This is a genomic window from Weizmannia sp. FSL W8-0401, assembly GCF_038009125.1.
GTDB classification, from domain to species: Bacteria; Bacillota; Bacilli; order Bacillales; family Bacillaceae_C; genus Weizmannia; species Weizmannia coagulans.
In genome coordinates, this window is record NZ_JBBPAG010000001.1 from 890,978 (window position 1) to 908,049 (window position 17,072).

General features: G+C 46.4%; 16 protein-coding genes and 1 tRNA gene. 12 read left to right on the forward strand and 5 right to left on the reverse strand.

What is annotated here, in order from left to right; genetic code table 11:
- Positions 1 to 28: 28 nt before the first annotated feature.
- The 9 genes from ppaX (at position 29) to NSU00_RS04100 (ending at position 8,348) form a co-directional block, all read left to right on the forward strand.
- A complete protein-coding gene (gene ppaX, locus NSU00_RS04060) occupies positions 29 to 682 on the forward strand; it encodes a pyrophosphatase PpaX (RefSeq protein ID WP_026104886.1) in 654 nt (217 codons plus the stop codon).
- Positions 679 to 1,194, forward strand: a complete 516-nt coding sequence (locus NSU00_RS04065; protein ID WP_328013715.1) for an acyltransferase — start codon at positions 679 to 681, stop codon at positions 1,192 to 1,194. Before ppaX ends, NSU00_RS04065 begins: the two co-directional genes overlap by 4 nt.
- 99 nt (positions 1,195 to 1,293) lie before the next feature.
- Complete coding sequence (locus tag NSU00_RS04070) at positions 1,294 to 2,805, forward strand: tetratricopeptide repeat protein (RefSeq protein ID WP_340703463.1); 1,512 nt, start codon at positions 1,294 to 1,296, stop codon at positions 2,803 to 2,805.
- A gap of 182 nt (positions 2,806 to 2,987) precedes the next feature.
- Positions 2,988 to 3,935: a thioredoxin-disulfide reductase gene (trxB, locus tag NSU00_RS04075; RefSeq protein WP_013858686.1), complete on the forward strand. Its 948-nt coding sequence runs from the start codon at positions 2,988 to 2,990 to the stop codon at positions 3,933 to 3,935.
- A 636-nt stretch (positions 3,936 to 4,571) separates the two neighbouring features.
- Entirely contained in the window at positions 4,572 to 5,030 is a 459-nt protein-coding gene (locus NSU00_RS04080; RefSeq protein ID WP_013858688.1) for an NUDIX hydrolase, read from the forward strand.
- Between the two features lie 36 nt (positions 5,031 to 5,066).
- Positions 5,067 to 5,957, forward strand: a complete 891-nt coding sequence (gene rapZ, locus NSU00_RS04085; protein ID WP_019721738.1) for an RNase adapter RapZ — start codon at positions 5,067 to 5,069, stop codon at positions 5,955 to 5,957.
- Entirely contained in the window at positions 5,954 to 6,934 is a 981-nt protein-coding gene (locus tag NSU00_RS04090) for a gluconeogenesis factor YvcK family protein (RefSeq protein ID WP_019721739.1), read from the forward strand. The genes rapZ and NSU00_RS04090 overlap by 4 nt, the downstream gene beginning before the upstream one ends.
- Before the next feature lie 80 nt (positions 6,935 to 7,014).
- Entirely contained in the window at positions 7,015 to 7,968 is a 954-nt protein-coding gene (gene whiA / locus NSU00_RS04095; RefSeq protein WP_013858691.1) for a DNA-binding protein WhiA, read from the forward strand.
- 110 nt (positions 7,969 to 8,078) lie between these two features.
- Complete coding sequence (locus NSU00_RS04100; protein ID WP_014095819.1) at positions 8,079 to 8,348, forward strand: HPr family phosphocarrier protein; 270 nt, start codon at positions 8,079 to 8,081, stop codon at positions 8,346 to 8,348.
- Positions 8,349 to 8,429: 81 nt separating this feature from the next.
- Here the strand turns inward: NSU00_RS04100 and clpP are convergent, their stop codons facing one another.
- The gene (gene clpP / locus NSU00_RS04105; RefSeq protein WP_013858693.1) at positions 8,430 to 9,020 is read right to left on the reverse strand and encodes an ATP-dependent Clp endopeptidase proteolytic subunit ClpP; all 591 of its coding nucleotides are present in this window, start codon (positions 9,018 to 9,020) and stop codon (positions 8,430 to 8,432) included.
- Positions 9,021 to 9,260: 240 nt separating this feature from the next.
- On the opposite strand from clpP, the gene NSU00_RS04110 reads away from it, so the two are divergent.
- Both NSU00_RS04110 and NSU00_RS04115 read left to right on the forward strand, forming a co-directional pair.
- Positions 9,261 to 9,332: transfer RNA gene (locus tag NSU00_RS04110), tRNA-Arg, on the forward strand.
- Between the two features lie 285 nt (positions 9,333 to 9,617).
- The gene (locus NSU00_RS04115) at positions 9,618 to 10,532 is read left to right on the forward strand and encodes an Rpn family recombination-promoting nuclease/putative transposase (RefSeq protein ID WP_340703464.1); all 915 of its coding nucleotides are present in this window, start codon (positions 9,618 to 9,620) and stop codon (positions 10,530 to 10,532) included.
- A 277-nt stretch (positions 10,533 to 10,809) separates the two neighbouring features.
- Here NSU00_RS04115 and NSU00_RS04120 read toward each other — a convergent pair.
- Positions 10,810 to 11,972, reverse strand: a protein-coding gene (locus NSU00_RS04120) for an IS3 family transposase (RefSeq protein ID WP_445684486.1) whose coding sequence is annotated in 2 segments (ribosomal slippage) — positions 10,810 to 11,729 and positions 11,729 to 11,972 — 1,164 coding nt in all. Because the reading frame shifts where the segments join, the coding sequence is not laid out codon by codon here.
- Positions 11,973 to 12,717: 745 nt separating this feature from the next.
- On the opposite strand from NSU00_RS04120, the gene fumC reads away from it, so the two are divergent.
- A complete protein-coding gene (gene fumC, locus NSU00_RS04130; RefSeq protein ID WP_029141761.1) occupies positions 12,718 to 14,106 on the forward strand; it encodes a class II fumarate hydratase in 1,389 nt (462 codons plus the stop codon).
- A 54-nt stretch (positions 14,107 to 14,160) separates the two neighbouring features.
- Here the strand turns inward: fumC and NSU00_RS04135 are convergent, their stop codons facing one another.
- From NSU00_RS04135 to NSU00_RS04145, 3 genes are all read right to left on the reverse strand, one after another.
- Positions 14,161 to 14,367, reverse strand: a complete 207-nt coding sequence (locus NSU00_RS04135; protein WP_014095815.1) for an alpha/beta-type small acid-soluble spore protein — start codon at positions 14,365 to 14,367, stop codon at positions 14,161 to 14,163.
- 348 nt (positions 14,368 to 14,715) lie between these two features.
- Positions 14,716 to 15,810 (reverse strand): ABC transporter ATP-binding protein, encoded by a 1,095-nt coding sequence (locus tag NSU00_RS04140; protein ID WP_019721743.1) that lies wholly within the window; start codon positions 15,808 to 15,810, stop codon positions 14,716 to 14,718.
- Positions 15,811 to 16,134: 324 nt separating this feature from the next.
- Positions 16,135 to 17,034 (reverse strand): PucR family transcriptional regulator, encoded by a 900-nt coding sequence (locus NSU00_RS04145; protein ID WP_340702409.1) that lies wholly within the window; start codon positions 17,032 to 17,034, stop codon positions 16,135 to 16,137.
- Positions 17,035 to 17,072: the final 38 nt, after the last annotated feature.

Below are 17,072 nucleotides of genomic sequence, written 5' to 3' on the forward strand. Positions count from 1 at the left end.
GAGCCTTGAAAAGAAAGAGGGAAGCAGATTGAAAAACCGGATTACGACATTGCTGTTTGACTTTGACGGTACTTTAATTGACACAAACGAATTGATTATCCAATCCTTTTTATATACGCTCAATGCGTACTATCCGGGCCGTTATAGCCGCGGGGATGTGCTCATTTTTAACGGCCCGCCTTTAATCGACACGTTTGCGTCGATCGATCCGGAACGGGCGGAGGAAATGACTGCCAAATACCGGGCGTATAATATTCAGCAGCATGATGCGCTTGTCAAGGAATTTCCGGGCGTATATGACACGATTAAAATGCTTAAGGAACACCGCTTTAAACTCGGGATTGTTTCAACAAAAATGAAGGGCACCATCATGAAAGGGCTGAAACTTGCAAGATTGGAACCGTTTTTTGATGTGGTGGTGGCGCTTGATGATGTCAAAAAGGCCAAACCGGATCCGGAGCCTGTCCAAAAAGCGCTCCGCCTTCTCGGTTCGAAGCCGGAAGAAGCGATCATGATCGGAGATAATTACCATGATATCGAAGCGGGGAAAAATGCTGGCACCTTGTCGGCCGGTGTCGCATGGTCGGCAAAAGGGCGCGCTTTTCTTGAGCAATACAACCCGGATTTTATGCTCGAAACGATGCCGGATCTTGCTGAAATTGTCGGGGTCCATGTAAAATGAGAAATACAAAGCGGTATCCGGTTAAAGGATCGAATGCCCTTTGGCAAATTTATAAAACCGTTTCGTTCTGGAAAGTGTTTAAAAATGTACTTGTCATTGAAATCGCGCGTTTTCTTCCGTTTTTGCGCCTCAAAAATCAAATGTACCGCACCTTTTTGTACATGGAAGTCGGGGACAAGACGGCTTTTGCCTACAAAGCGCTTGTCGATATTCTGTTCCCGGAGATGATCACAGTCGGCAAAAACTGCGTGATCGGCTATCATACGACCATTCTCGCGCATGAATATTTGATTGATGAATACCGGATTGGTGAAGTGGTAATTGGCGATGATGTGATGATTGGCGCGAACACGACCATCCTTCCCGGCGTAACGATCGGAGACGGGGCGGTGGTGGCCGCCGGTTCTGTCGTCCATAAAGATGTGCCGTCCGGTTCCTTTGCCTGCGGGAACCCGCTTCAAATCAGGCATAAAAGCAGCGAAAAGAACGGCCCGGAACAAACAAAACTGTAAAAAAGGGAAGAATTACTTCATCCCAAAAGGTTAAAGGCTTCCCGATTGTATGTTATACTACAAGAAATAATGAATGTTACTTGTTTGTGAGGGAACAACATGAGCAAAGATTCCAAATTAAGGCAGGAGCATGGCAATGTGCTGTCTTTTATACCGACGGGAGAATACTATTTTAATAAAGGTGTCCAGGCTTATGACCGCCGGGATATCAAAAAAGCATTGAAATATATGCAGCGCGCTGCCCAGCTTGACCCGTACGATCCGGTCATCGCCTGCCAGCTTGCGATCATTTATACCTATTGCGAAGAATATCGGAAGGCAATTGACATTTTTCGCCATATCCTGGCAAAACTTGATCCCGGCATGGTCGAATGCCATTATTTTATTGCCAATAATTATGCGGACCTCGGGCTTTTTGATGAAGCTTTATACAATGCACGGAAATATCTTGAACTGGACCCGTTTGGCGAGTACAGGGAGGAAGCGGAAGAACTCATTTATATACTGAACGCCGAAAAAGAAGATGAAACGGGTTCTTTTTCGTATGAACAGGACGAACTCATGGCAAGGCAGGAGGAAGCCAGGCAGTATCTCGAAGCGGGACATTTCGAAATGGCGCTTTCGGAGCTGAACAAATTGATCAAGAAATATCCTGATTTTTGGTCTGCCTACAACAACATGGCACTTGCGTATTTTTACCTCGGCCAGACGGAAAAAGCGGTTGCGGTGCTGATGGATTTGCTCGAAAAGAACCCCGGCAATCTTCATGCGCTTTGCAATTTAGCGATCTTTTACTACCATAAACACGATGACGAAAAGCTGGAACAGATTGTACGCGGCCTTGAAAAAGTCCGGCCAGTGTTACTGGACCATCAATATAAACTTGGCGCCACATTTGCGATTGTCGGACGCTATGAAGAGGCGTACCTTTGGCTGAACCGGTTGAGAAAAGCTGGATTTGACGAGGATGCTTCGTTTTACTACTGGCTTTCGCAGGCGGCTTACCATACGGGCCGGCAACAGGCAGCAGAAGCCGCCTGGGAACAGCTCGTGGAACTGAATCCGGAGAAAAAAGGCTGCGAACCATGGAACCGGGAAATGGAAAAGAAAATGAACGAGAAAAATGTCCAATTTGTTTTGGACAGGCTGAACAGTGCGGAGTTGCCCGAGCGGTTTTTCGGGATTTTCATGATCGGGTTGTCCAGCAACCGTTCGGATATTGTCTCGCATCCGGATTTTAAGCCGCTTGATGATTTTACGCTTGCCGAAAAAATTTACCTCGCCCATGTGCTGGAATCGGATATTCGCGAGCCGTTTGACCCGGATGAGGTGTTTGTGCGCGGCCACAATATTGCATGTATTCTCCACAGCCATTACGGGCCGATGTTTCCGGGCTACACCAACTTAATGCTCGCCTGGTTTTCGATCTTTTTAACCGGCCTGAAACGCGGGGAACGGTTTCAAAATGAGGCCGGATTTGCCGCCGCTTTCGATTACTTGTGGCACCGCCAAAAAGGCGACAAAGTGTCCCAGCAGGCGATTGCAAAGGAGTACCGGATTTCCGTCTCCACGTTAAGGAAATACGCAAACCGGATCAAATCGCTCCTTTAAGCACAAGAATGGACGATAAACCAATATTCCTTTACTATAGAGAATGAAAGAAAACCCCACTGCATAAAAGAAAGTGGGGTTTTTTCGAAAAACTCGTATGGAATGGCATCTTTGTGGAACGATGAAAACAGGCGGCCTGCGGCTTCCCGGCCGCGGCCCTTCAATAAGGAGTGTTACAAACGATGAGTGAAGAACAAATTTATGATGTGATTATTATCGGGGCGGGGCCTGCCGGGATGACAGCTGCCGTTTACGCATCGCGGTCAAACTTGAAAACCTTGATGATCGAGCGCGGCGTTCCGGGCGGCCAGATGGTCAACACGGAAGAAGTGGAAAATTATCCGGGTTATGAATCGATTCTCGGCCCGGAGCTGTCAAATAAAATGTTTGAACATGCCAAAAAGTTTGGTGCCGAATATGCATACGGCGATATTAAAGGCATTGACACAGACGGGGATTATAAAATTGTCAAAGCGGGCACAAAAGCATACAAAGCGCTTGCTGTGATTATCGCAACGGGCGCCCAATATAAGAAACTCGGTGTCAAAGGCGAAAACGAACTGGGCGGCCGCGGCGTTTCTTATTGTGCGGTGTGCGACGGCGCTTTCTTCAAAGGAAAAGACCTCGTTGTGGTTGGCGGCGGCGACTCGGCTGTCGAAGAAGGAAATTACCTGACGCGCTTTGCCAATAAAGTGACAATTGTACACCGGCGTGATCAGCTGCGGGCGCAAAAAATCCTGCAGGACCGGGCTTTTAAAAATGAAAAAATTGACTTTATCTGGAATCATACGGTGAAAGAAATCCACGAAGAAAACGGAAAAGTCGGCTCTGTCACGCTCGTTTCGACTGTGGACGGATCGGAAAAACCATTTAAAACGGACGGCGTTTTCATTTATATTGGCATGGTGCCTTTGACCAAGCCTTTTGAAAACCTGGGCATTACCAATGAAGCCGGTTATATTGTGACGAATGAGGAAATGGAAACAAAAATTCCGGGCATTTTTGCAGCCGGTGATGTCCGCGAAAAAACGCTCCGCCAAATTGTCACGGCAACAGGAGACGGCAGCATTGCCGCACAAAACGCCCAGCATTATGTGGAAGAATTGAAAGAAGCTATGAAAGCCGGTTGAGTGCTGGATAAAAAGGCGTGCATCCCCCGGCATTTTGTCGAAACAGGGAAGTTTGAAACGTCAAGTGGTTTTAACGTGTTTGTAACCCGTATGAAATAAACTTGCGGTATGATATAAATATAAATTGACCCCCTTTTTTATATGTTTGAACCAAGAACACTTATGGCTCCGGCTATAAGCGGTTCAAAGACCCTATCTCCCAGGCACAGGAAAACCCTGTGCTCTTTTTTTGTGCAAAACTTGCAGCCGGCGCAGGATATTGCGCTGCTTTTTCCGATTGATAATGCGCTGGTTCTTTGATACGGGAGATGAAAGACATTTAAAGGGGTGGCGTGCGCCCATTTGTCCTTCATCGGCATAATGAAAGACAGAACAAAGCGTGGCTGCCGGCTATTTGTCCTTCATCTGCCCGGTGAAAGACAAAACAAAGTTCGGGAGCCACGGCCTTTCACCCGCGTGATTTTCACGATTGGGGAAAACTTGACACATACGGGGCGGGTGCATTCATTGTTCAACCATTTCATTAATAGTATAATAAAAAAGTACATGGTTTTTACGCACGGGAAAGGTTTATCCATCGGTTGAATAGATGCGGATTTGTCCGCATCATTCCGGTTCAGATATGAGGTGACTCCTTTGCAAAGAATAACAAATTGTGTATTCATCAAGGACGGACAGGTTTTATTGCTGCAAAAGCCGCGGCGCAACTGGTGGGTTGCACCCGGCGGGAAAATGGAACAGGGAGAATCGGTCCGTGAAGCCGTGATTCGCGAATACCGCGAAGAAACTGGCATTTATTTAAAACACCCTGATTTAAAGGGCGTTTTCACGATTGTCATCAAAGACAGGGATAAACCCGTGTCTGAATGGATGATGTTTACGTTTGTCGCAACAGACGGCGACGGCAAAAACTTCGAGCAATCTGCTGAAGGAATTTTGCAGTGGCATGCTATTGATGAAATTAAAAACTTGCCGATGGCGGCGGGAGATACCCATATTTTGGAATATATGGTCCACGGAAGCGGCATCATCTACGGCCAGTTTACGTACACGCCCGACTTTGAATTGCTTTCATACAGGCTCGATCCAAGCTGAAACGCCATGCTAAATTTTCCGTCAGGGGGAAAAAGAATGGGTTTAGAAGGAAATCAAATGCAGTTTGTCATCATTACCGGCATGAGCGGGGCCGGAAAAACGGTTGCGATCCAAAGCCTGGAGGATCTCGGGTTTTTCTGTGTCGATAATTTGCCGCCGACGCTTTTGCCAAAATTTCTGGAACTGATGAAAGATGCCAGTAATAAAATGAATAAAGTCGCGCTTGTAATGGATTTGCGCGGCCGTGAATTCTTTGATGACTTGTTCCGGGCACTGGATGAACTTGACAAGTCTTCGTGGGTTACGCCCACCATTTTATTTTTGGATGCGGATGATTCTGTGCTCGTGCGCAGGTATAAAGAAACGCGCCGGTCCCATCCGCTTTCGCCGGATGGGACGCCGCTCGAAGGGATACAGCAGGAAAGAAAAATCCTCGAGGAGCTGAAAGGGCGCGCGCAGCTTATTCTCAACACATCCAATTTAAAACCGCGCGAACTTCGCGAAAAAATCGTGTTGGAGTTTTCGGCGAATAAGCAGTCGGTTTTCACGGTCAATGTCCTGTCGTTCGGCTTCAAAAACGGCATTCCGATTGACTGCGATCTTGTTTTTGATGTCCGGTTTTTGCCGAATCCGTTCTACATTGAACATATGCGCCAGAAAACCGGACTGGACGAAGAGGTATACACTTACGTTTTAAAATGGAATGAAACGCAAAAATTTCTTGAAAAGCTGACCGATTTGCTTGCTTTTATGCTCCCACATTACAAACGGGAAGGAAAAAGCCAGCTGGTGATCGGCATCGGGTGCACGGGCGGCCAGCACCGTTCTGTCGCGCTTGCCGAGTATATCGGCCATTTTTTTGAAAAAGACTATCATACAACGATTTCCCACCGTGATATCAAAAGAAAGGAGGAGCGTAAGCCATGAGGCATCCGAAAATTGTGCTGATCGGAGGCGGGACGGGGCTTCCGGTGCTTTTGCGGGGGCTGAAAAAATACCCGGTTGAGATCAGCGCCATTGTAACCGTTGCAGATGACGGCGGGAGTTCCGGAAGAATCCGTCATGAAATGGATATGCCTTCCCCGGGGGACATCCGCAATGTGCTCGCGGCTCTATCCGATGTGGAGCCGCTGCTTGAAAAAATGTTCCAGCACCGCTTTGAAACCGGCGATGAACTTTCCGGGCATTCGCTTGGCAATCTGATCATTGCGGCGCTCACTTCGATAACTGGAGATTTTGTACACGCCGTAAAGGAACTGAGCAAAGTCCTGAATGTCCGGGGGCAGGTTTTGCCGTCCGCCAACCAAAGTGTCGTGCTGCACGCGGAAATGGAAGACGGATCGATCATTGCCGGGGAATCCAAAATTCCGAAGTCCGGCAAAAAAATCAAAAGGGTGTTTTTGACGCCTGAAGTCATTCAGCCGCTTCCGGAAACATTAACGGCCATTCAGGAAGCTGACCTGATCGTGATCGGTCCGGGCAGCCTTTATACAAGCATTTTGCCGAATTTAATGGTGCCGGGTCTTGGAGAAGCGGTATGCCAGGCACATGCGAAAAAAGTGTATGTATGCAATTTGATGACACAGGCGGGCGAGACGAATCATTATACTGCCGCGGATCACGTGCAGGCGATTTTCAACCATATGGGCAGTGCCTGCATTGATACGATCCTCGTCAATGATGAAGATGTGCCGGAACCGGTTATGAGCCGGTACCGCGAGGAGCTGGCACAGCCTGTTGTATACGACGTGAAGCGTTTAATGGGGCTCGGCCTGGAGGTGGTTTCGGGAAATATTTTAACGTATAAAGGCGGGGTCATCCGCCACGATACGGAAAAAGTTGCCGAAATCCTTTATGATATTTTGAAAAAGCAGCAATGGCTTTCACGCTCCAGTGCCCGGTGAAAGGATAAAGGCGGAACATCCCCTTTTCGTGTGCATTTTTTCGCATAGCTCTAAATTTTGCCAAGGGAGGGGCCTGGAGGATGTCATTTGCATCAGAGATCAAAAAAGAGCTGACCAATTTAGCAGTAAAAGATTGCTGCGTGAGATCCGAATTATCGGCACTGATCCGGATGAACGGATCTTTATCTTTTTCCAACAAGGTGCTGGTTGTCAATGTGCAGACGGAAAATGCCGCCATTGCCCGGCGGATTTACGTCCTTGTAAAAAGATTATATGATGTCCCGGTGGAATTATTAGTCAGGAAAAAAATGCGCCTGAAAAAAAACAATGTCTACATTGTCAGGCTGAAGGCCCGGGCAAAAGAAATATTGGAAGATTTGCATATTCTCGGTGAACATTTTACCTTTACCCGGAACATTTCCCCGGAACTGCTGAAGAAGAAGTGCTGCAAACGCTCCTATTTGCGCGGGGCTTTTCTGGCGGGCGGATCCGTTAACAACCCGGAAACTTCCTCTTATCATTTGGAAATTTCCTCCCAATACAAAGAGCACAACGATGCACTATGCCGCCTGATGAACGGGTTTCATTTAAACAGCAAAACGCTTGAAAGAAAAAAAGGATATATTACGTATTTAAAAGAAGCGGAAAAGATTACGGAATTTCTCAATATTATCGGCGCCCATCATGCCCTGCTCCGGTTTGAAGATGTCCGGATTGTCCGGGATATGCGCAATTCCGTCAACCGGCTCGTCAATTGCGAAACGGCCAATTTGAATAAAACGATCGGGGCGGCCCTCCGCCAAGTGGAAAATATCCGCTATATTGAAGAAACGGTCGGCCTTGACGCACTGCCGGAGAAATTGCGCGAGATTGCAGTATTGCGCGTGAACCATCAGGATGTGACGTTGAAGGAACTCGGCGAAATGGTGTCCGGCGGGCATATCAGCAAATCCGGCATCAATCACCGGCTCCGCAAAATCGATGAAATTGCCGAAAAACTGCGGGCAAACGGGCCTGCCAATAAAAATTCATAATGGGTGCCAAAAATTAATCATGTAAGATGGATAGGTTTAAAAAGTATAAAGACGGGGGGCGTATTGGCAGAAGGCGCCCCTGTCCTGCTACTTGAAAGGAGAGGGTTATCGTGATCGAAAAACAATTGGAAGTGAAATTAAAATCCGGTTTGCAGGCGCGCCCTGCAGCCCAATTTGTCCAGGAAGCCACCCGCTTTTCATCGGAAATTTTTCTTGAAAAAGAAGGAAGAAAGGTAAATGCAAAAAGCATTATGGGGCTGATGACCCTTGCTGCGGGCCACGGGGAAACTGTTACGCTGAGCGTGGACGGGAGCGATGAAGAAGAAGCTTTTGAACACTTGGCAAACTATATTGAAGGGAAAGAAAAACTTCCGTCCTGATGTAAGCGCATGCGGACGTCAGCCTGCGGGTTTTTCAAACACAGCACAAGGCCGCCCGTTTGCGGACGGCCTTGTTCAATCTTATTTCAATTCTTTTTTTGTCATAATATGGTCAATCAAACCATATTCTTTTGCTTTTTCCGCGCTCATGAAGTTATCGCGGTCTGTATCCCTTTCGATCACTTCAATCGGCTGGCCGGTATGGTCGGACAAAATTTTGTTTAATTTCGCGCGCGTGTACAAAATATGTTTTGCCGCGATTTCAATTTCTGTTGCCTGGCCTTGGGCGCCGCCTAATGGTTGGTGAATCATCACTTCGCTGTTCGGCAGGGCATAACGTTTCCCTTTCGTGCCGGCGGTCAACAGCACGGAGCCCATTGATGCAGCCATCCCGACGCAAATCGTTTGCACGTCCGGTTTGATGATCTGCATGGTGTCATAAATGGCAAGGCCCGCAGTGACACTCCCGCCAGGACTGTTAATATAAAGATAAATATCTTTTTCAGGGTTTTCCGCTTCCAGGAACAAAAGCTGGGAAACAATCGAGTTGGAAACATTGTCGTCAATCGCGCTGCCAAGCATAATAATCCGGTCTTTTAACAGGCGGGAATAAATGTCGTATGCGCGTTCCCCGCGGTTTGTTTGTTCAATTACTGTGGGAATTAAATTCATATTGAGTATCCTCCTTCTTCTCTTCGGATGGTCCATCATATGCTATATCATGGATGTTAAAGGAATTATTCTCCATCCTTATGTACTGATCATACAATATTGGTCAATGAAGGTCAAAAGAATTGCCTTCACCTGAACTACAATACCCATCATAACCAAATTCCGATAAAATAAAACCAAAAAGGGGCTTGCTTTTTTGTTCATTGTCCTTTATAATCTATTATTGTTGAATCACTTATTGCCCTCGTGGTGCAAAGGATAGCACGTGAGATTCCGGTTCTCAAAATGTGGGTTCGATTCCTGCCGAGGGCGTTTTCTAAAAACTGAACAATTAGCTTAAAATTTTTTAAAACCCTTGATACGACTGCATTTGCAGTCGTTTTTCTTTTTCTCTGAATGTGAAAAAATAATGCAACAATCGATTGAATTTTTCACCGATTTTGCACTACAAATCTCATTCATTGCGCCACCTGCGACATTTCGTTCATAGTGCCATATATTCAGGTTTTGAACAGTTTCTGTATAAATCATGGAACTTGAAAAACGAACGTTTGTCCTTTATAATAAAACTGAAAAATAAGAAAAGAGGTGTTGCCATTGGAACTGGTAATGGAAAAGAAAACCGGTTACAATGTACATGATCGTTTGTTTAAGGAGCTGATCCAAAACTTTTTTCAGGAGTTTATGGAGGCGTTTTTCCCGGATGTGTCAGCGGATCTCGACTACCGCCGGGTGAGGTTTTTGTCGCAGGAACAGTTTACGGACTTTCCGGACGGTGAACAAAAACGGGTTGATATCCTTGCCGAAACGAAGGTAAAAGGGAAAGACACCGTGATTCTCATCCATGTAGAGCCGCAGTCGTATTACGAGAAACCCTTTCCTGAACGCATGTTTCGTTATTATATGATGATCAGTCTCCGGCACCAGAAACCGGTATTGCCGATTGCCGTTTTCAGTTATGAGGAGAAAACAGAAACCCCTGATACATACACCTTTGCGTTCCACAACATTGAAATTCTTCGTTTTCACTATTTATCCATTCATCTGATGAAACAAAATTGGAGAAATTATATCCGGAGCAACAACCCTGTTGCCGCGGCATTATTAAGCAAAATGGGGTATACAGAAAAAGAACGGGTGCAGGTCAAACTGGAGTTTCTGCGGATGCTGGCACGCATGGAACTCGACCCTGCAAAAATGTGGCTGTTACACGGTTTCTTTGATTATTATTTAAAACTGAACGAAAAAGAGGAGGCGGAAGTGATGGAAAACATTAAGATGCTGGACCCGGACGAAGCAGAGCAAGTATTAAAATTGCCGAATTCCTATTTTGATCGTGGGTATAAGAAGGGGAAAGAGGAAGGCAGAGAAGAAGGTGAAGAAAGGTTAAGAAGATTTATTGTCAACTTGTTAAAAAATCAAGTGGATGTGAAGGTCATTGCCCAAGCATCTGGCTTGAGTGAAGACGAGATCATGAAGATCAAAAGGAAGATAGAGAGGGAAAAGCCTTGAACCCGAGTTATGACGAGACGGAGCAAGTATTAAAGCTGCCAAATTCTTACTTTGACCGCGGGTGGATTTAAGTCAATATTTTGGACACCAATAAGTGAAATTTAATTTTGATCTCATGCCATATTTTTCATGACTGCTGGTCGCTTGACATGGAGCCTCTGCGGGCGTGGTGTTATGCGAAGGGCGAAAGGGGCAATGATTTCTTTCGCATGGCAAACAAGCCTACCACGCCCCGCCACTCCATGTAAAGCGGATGCTTGTAAAATTGTGAAGAGCACTACGCTGCCCCTTTGATACTGTCTTCTGTTTCTTGTGGCGTCATATAGCCCAGGCAGCTATGAATCCGTTTCCGATTGTACCAGCCTTCTATAAATTCGAATAAGGCTCTTCTGGCAGCTTGAAAGTTCAAATAGTTGATTCTATAGATCTCTTCCTTTTTCAGAATTGCATGGAAAGACTCAATGCAGGCGTTATCGTATGGGCAACCTTTTTTACTGAAGGAGTGTTTGAACTGCTTCTTTTCCATGTATTCTGCAAATTTCTCGCTTGTATACTGGGATCCCAAATCAGAATGCAAGATCAATCCCGGACCTGGACGTTGTGCCTGATAAGCGTTTTCTACTGCCTTTAAAGCCAGTTCAGTCGTCATGTGGCGGTCAAAAGCGTAACCGACAATCTTTCTGGAATGTAAATCCATTACGGAAGCCAGGTAGCACCAACCGTCTCTCAAAGTATGAATGTACGTAATATCCGTAACCCATTTCTCGTTGATGGTTGTCGTTGAGAAGTCCTGGTTCAGCAGGTTATCGTGTTCTTCCATCTTGCCCTTATTGGAATGGGGACGGTACTTTTTTCTGATAATGGAATAAATGCCTGCAGCCTTCATCAAACGCTGAACCCGTTTCAGGCTGACTTTGAGCCCTTCTTTTTCAAGCATATGGCGGATCTTCGGCGCTCCGTACCTCTGCTTGCTTTCCGTATGGATTTTTCGTATTCTGTCTGTCAACTCCCGGTTTTCCCGTTTTGTTTTTGACTCTTTTTTTTGTTTGGATTGATAGTAGGTACTTCTCGGCACGCCAAGGACCGTACACATGGTTTTAAGGTCATAATGGTGTTTGGCTCTTATCTCGTCAATCATGGATATAACAGTGGTTTGATCTACTTCTTTGCGAATATGGCCATAGCTTTTTTTAAGATTTCGTTTTCCTCTTTCAGCCGGTGCAATTCTTTTTGCAGGTTCAGAAATTCTTCCGGGGTAAAAGAGCTCCCGTCATCCAGCTTAACCGGTTTTTGTTTTCTGATCCATTTGTAGATTGTCGTTTCAGACAGGCCATATTCGCTGCAGATCTGTTTTACTGGTGTTCCAGTTTGATAAAGCTCAACCACCATTTCCTTAAATTCAGCATGATAACTTTTACGTTTTTCGCTTGTGTTACCCATATCAGGACACATCCCTTCGTTAATATTATATTTCACTAAAGGGTGTCCATGAAACTATACTAGCATCACGGGTATAAAAAGGGGAAAGAGGAAGGAAGAAAAGAAGAAAGAGAAGAAGGTGAACAAAGGTTAAGAAGATTTATTATCAACTTGTTAAAAAATCAAGTGGATGTAAAAGTCATTGCCCAAGCATTCGGCTTGAGTGAAGACGAGATCATGAAAATCAAAAGGCAGATAGAGAGGGAAAAGCCTTGAATACGGGTTATGACGAAACAGAACTAGTATTGAAGCTGACGAATTTTTATTTTGATTTCGCGAATATATGAAATAAAATAAATGCACACCATTGCGAACAGGCTCTCAGGGCGATAGCGACCCGCAATGCATTGAAAAAACGGCCGGCCTGAGTCAGCAGGGGTGCCGTTCAAGCGGTCGTTAGCGGGGTATGATGTCTGTTACAATCCGGCAAATCCGGAGAGTGGCAGGCATTTTTTCAGGACTGTGACACCGGCAAACGGTAAATGTACGGCATTGGCCGGCTCGTGAACGGATATGCCGCTTTTTTGGTGCAAGATTTCTGAAAATATGTTCTCAAAAAGGAATTGAACAGCGACTCGCGAGCGTTGAGGTGTTGCTTTGCGGGAATTTATAGTAAAATAAACTTGCAGCTACATATCGGCAAGTTTTTTAGGCTTGCCGCCGTTTTGCAAAAGCCAAATGTAAGCACATACAGGAGGGGAAGAAAGTGGAGTACCGGATTGAAAAAGACACACTCGGAGAAATGAAAGTGCCGCGGGACAAATATTGGGGGGCACAAACGCAGCGCAGCAAGGAAAACTTCCCGATCGGCGGGGAAAAAATGCCGATGGAAGTGATCCGCGCTTTTGCCCATTTGAAAAAAGCGGCTGCCGTCAGCAACAACCGCCTCGGCAAATTATCGGATGCCAAAATGAAGGCTATTGTCCAGGCTTGTGAAGAAGTGCTGGACGGGAAATTTGACGGGCATTTTCCGCTTGTTGTCTGGCAAACAGGCAGCGGCACCCAGTCAAATATGAATGTGAATGAAGTGGTGGCAAGAAGGGCAAACGAAATCCTTTCCGCCCAAAACAGTGCAGAACACGTCCATCCGAACGATGATGTGAATATGTCGCAAAGCTCGAACGATACGTTCCCGACTGCGATGCATATTGCCGCCTACCATGAACTGCAGACAAGGCTGCTGCCGCCGCTGGAACAGCTGAAAGAAACGCTGCTTGAAAAAGAAAAAGCATACATGAAAATCATCAAAATCGGGCGCACGCATTTGCAGGATGCAACGCCGCTCACACTCGGCCAGGAAATCAGCGGCTGGCGTGCCATGCTGGAAAAAAGCGAACGAATGATCAAAGAAAGCGCAAAACATATTTTGAACCTGGCGATCGGCGGCACGGCTGTCGGCACCGGCATTAATGCGGACCCGACTTTCGGTGGTAAAGTTGCAGAAGAACTGGAAAAACAAACCGGCTACCCGTTTGTTTCTTCTGATAACAAATTCCATGCGCTCACAAGCCATGACGAAATCGTTCATGTCCACGGGGCATTAAAAGGGCTTGCTGCAGATTTAATGAAAATAGCCAATGATGTCAGATGGCTTGCGAGCGGGCCGAGAAGCGGCATCGGTGAGATTTCGATTCCGGCCAATGAACCGGGCAGCTCGATTATGCCTGGCAAAGTCAATCCGACCCAGTGCGAAGCTTTGACGATGGTAGCGGTCCAGGTATTCGGGAATGATGCCGCAATCGGATTTGCCGCAAGCCAAGGCAACTTTGAATTAAATGTATTTAAACCGGTAATTATATATAACTTCCTGCAGTCCGTCCATCTGCTCGGCGATGCGATGAAGTCATTTGATGAAAGATGCGTGCGCGGCATTGAACCGAATGTGGAAACGATCCGGGAAAATGTCAATCGTTCCCTCATGCTGGTGACGGCCCTGAATCCGCATATCGGTTATGAAAAAGCGGCCCAGATCGCGAAACTGGCTTTCAAGGAAGGCACAACGCTGAAAGAAGCCGCCATTAAAACAGGTTATGTAACCGAAGAACAATATGATGAGTGGATCGTGCCGGAAAAAATGGTCAATTTAAATCACTGATAAAAAGGGAGGCGGTTGCCCCCCTTTTTTTAGCCATTTTATTGGTTTGTTATATTACGAATGGAAAGTACCGCCAAGTTGTTGTTCAGCCATTTGCACAAGGCGTTTTGTAATTTCTCCCCCGACAGATCCGTTCGCACGGGATGTCGTGTCTGCGCCGAGGTTTACGCCGAATTCTTGTGCGATTTCGTATTTCATTTGGTCGAGAGCCTGCTCAGCACCGGAAACTAACAATTGGTTTGAATTGCTGTTGTTTGCCATCTGTGTCATCTCCTTGTTGTAAGTTTTTTGGTTGGGCCGGCTGGAATTGCACCAGCAAGCGGAGAATTCCCCGCCACCTGCTTGGTTGAACCCAGCGGAATGTGATCGATGTACTACGTATTATGGAGGAAAAAATTTTAATTATACTGGTTCCCGGCTGGTAACTATTGGCGGCGATTGCGGAGAAAATCAAAAAGCCGGATATAACAGCGAGGCACTGAAAAAGCACCGCAAAAATAGAAAAGACGTTGAGACACTCATGCTGCTTGTGTTTCAACGTCTTTTTGCATTTTATATGTTGGATATACGGATATAAAAAATCACTTTTTCAGTGGCAGGCTTTCTGGTTCACCCAATCCTTAACTCTGTTTCGGCATCAAAGAAATGGGCTTTATTCATATCAAGCCCGAGCGTGATTTCGTCACCCGGTTTGACAACTGTTCTGGAATCGATGCGGGAGATAAACTCCTGCCCGTTGATTCTGGAATAGAGCATCGTTTCAGCGCCATGAAGTTCAGAAACATCAATCGTGGCTTTGATGGCCGAGCCCGGCATTGTTTCAATGAAAACAGGTTCATCGTGGATGTCTTCAGGGCGGACACCAAGAATGACATCCTTGCCGATATGGCTTTTCATATGTTTCATTTTCCCTTCCGGCACATCAAGCTGGACCGATTCGTTTAAGTGAAATTTGCCGTTGTCCAGTTTACCGCGGAAGAAGTTCATCGCTGGCGAGCCGATAAAACCGGCGACGAACAGGTTGGCAGGTAAGTCGTATACTTCGCGCGGCGTTCCGACTTGCTGGATGACACCATCTTTCATGACGACAATCCTTGAAGCCATCGTCATCGCTTCCGTCTGGTCATGTGTCACATAAATGGTCGTCGTTTGCAGCCGCTGGTGAAGCCGGGCAATTTCGGTCCGCATTTGCACCCGCAATTTCGCGTCCAGATTGGATAAAGGTTCGTCCATGAGGAACACTTTTGCATCCCTTACAATCGCGCGGCCGAGGGCAACCCGTTGCCTTTGCCCGCCTGATAAAGCTTTCGGTTTCCGTTTTAAATATTCTTCAAGGCCAAGGATTTTTGCGGCTTCCTGTACCCGCTTGTCAATTTCCGCTTTCGGCACTTTGCGGAGTTTCAGCCCGAATGCCATATTGTCGTATACCGTCATATGCGGATAAAGCGCATAGTTCTGGAATACCATCGCGATATCACGGTCTTTCGGCGCTACATCGTTCACCCGTTTGCCGTCCATGTATAAATCGCCTTTTGAAATTTCTTCAAGCCCGGCAATCATCCTGAGCGTCGTCGATTTCCCGCAGCCGGAAGGACCGACAAATACAATGAATTCCTTGTCATTAATATGTAGATTAAAATCGGATACAGCGGTTACATTATTGTCGTAAATCTTATAAATATGCTCAAGCGCCAGTTCTGTCATCGTAAAAACCCTCCCCTGTCATAAGTTGTCTTTATTATAAGGAAAACCCTTTCGTAAAGGGAACGGCAGGATGCACAAAAAATGCAGGGCGATTTTCGGCACCCTGCCCATCCCGTTTTCCCGGCAGATTGGCGCAGTAAAATCCGGGGGCCGGGATCCTTGGAAATTTGAAAGCGGCTCGTTTTCCAATCTTCCGGTTGCGCGGCATTCATTGCAACATGGGATACGATGCCGGTATGCCGCTCTTGATACAACCGGTTAGCCAACTGGTGCCATTTTGAGTAAAACGGGCTTGTTTCCTTTTCAAGGCAAATAACGCGCGGCTTATCGGCGGGAGTTGCCGTCAAAGGTTTCGAGACAGGCGAAATACGCAAAGATGGCATCTGTAAAATGTTTTAAATCCAAGCCCGTTTTTTCTTCAAATTTTTCAATCCGGTACTGCAAGGAATTGCGGTGGATGAACAATTGTTTTGCCGTCAGGCTGGCATTCGTAAAATTTTCAAGATACCGTTTGATCGTTTGTCCCATTTCCCGGTCTTCTTCAAACAGCCTGCGCAGTGATTGGAAGAGCAGGCCCTTTTCCCCTTCAGGCAAATGGGACAGCAAATAAAGAGGGAGCAGAGCATGAGCCGTGAACAAAGCGGACGTTTTCCGGCGGCTTTTGGCAAATTCGAAAAGCCGGCGTTCGAATTGGAAGCTGCGCTTTAATGCCGCCACTTCCTTAAATTCGCCTAAATACAGCAAAACAGGGGTATAGAAATCCCCTTCAAACGCACGGATGGATGCCTCTAGATCGTCTTCGGCCGCTGCTGTTCCGCTTTTTTCTTCAATCACCATGCCTTCAAGCTGATTGGTCATTATCACCAAGACATCATGCACAAACATGTTTTTGATGGCTTCCTGAACGCCGGATACATCCGGCCCTTCTTTTGCCAGCGCAAACTGTGTAACGCGGTATACGCCGCCACGGGCAGGGGCCTCGGCATCCGGCAAAAACAGGTAGTCATACCATTTGGATGCTTCGCTCGCCGTGCCTGGAGCATTTTCCCGGAATTTGGGGAATAATGTTTTCAACAGCATCGTTTCTTCCGGCGTCAATTCGCCCGGATCAATCCCGAAATACTGTTTTTCTTCTTCCATCCAAAACCATAACAAAGGTTTCGCTGCAATCGGTTCATCTGCAATGCAGGCATTTGGATACCTTGTTTTTAATCTGTCGAGCATGTTTGGATCCCTCGGTTTTTCATTGGATATAATCTATT

Coding starts and splice junctions, on each gene's coding strand:
- NSU00_RS04065 (WP_328013715.1), top strand. CDS start 679: ATGAGAAATACAAAGCGGTATCCGGTTAAAGGATCGAATGCCCTTTGG.
- NSU00_RS04070 (WP_340703463.1), top strand. CDS start 1,294: ATGAGCAAAGATTCCAAATTAAGGCAGGAGCATGGCAATGTGCTGTCT.
- trxB (WP_013858686.1), top strand. CDS start 2,988: ATGAGTGAAGAACAAATTTATGATGTGATTATTATCGGGGCGGGGCCT.
- rapZ (WP_019721738.1), top strand. CDS start 5,067: ATGGGTTTAGAAGGAAATCAAATGCAGTTTGTCATCATTACCGGCATG.
- NSU00_RS04090 (WP_019721739.1), top strand. CDS start 5,954: ATGAGGCATCCGAAAATTGTGCTGATCGGAGGCGGGACGGGGCTTCCG.
- whiA (WP_013858691.1), top strand. CDS start 7,015: ATGTCATTTGCATCAGAGATCAAAAAAGAGCTGACCAATTTAGCAGTA.
- clpP (WP_013858693.1), bottom strand. CDS start 9,020: ATGAATTTAATTCCCACAGTAATTGAACAAACAAACCGCGGGGAACGC.
- NSU00_RS04135 (WP_014095815.1), bottom strand. CDS start 14,367: ATGGCAAACAACAGCAATTCAAACCAATTGTTAGTTTCCGGTGCTGAG.
- NSU00_RS04140 (WP_019721743.1), bottom strand. CDS start 15,810: ATGACAGAACTGGCGCTTGAGCATATTTATAAGATTTACGACAATAAT.
- NSU00_RS04145 (WP_340702409.1), bottom strand. CDS start 17,034: ATGCTCGACAGATTAAAAACAAGGTATCCAAATGCCTGCATTGCAGAT.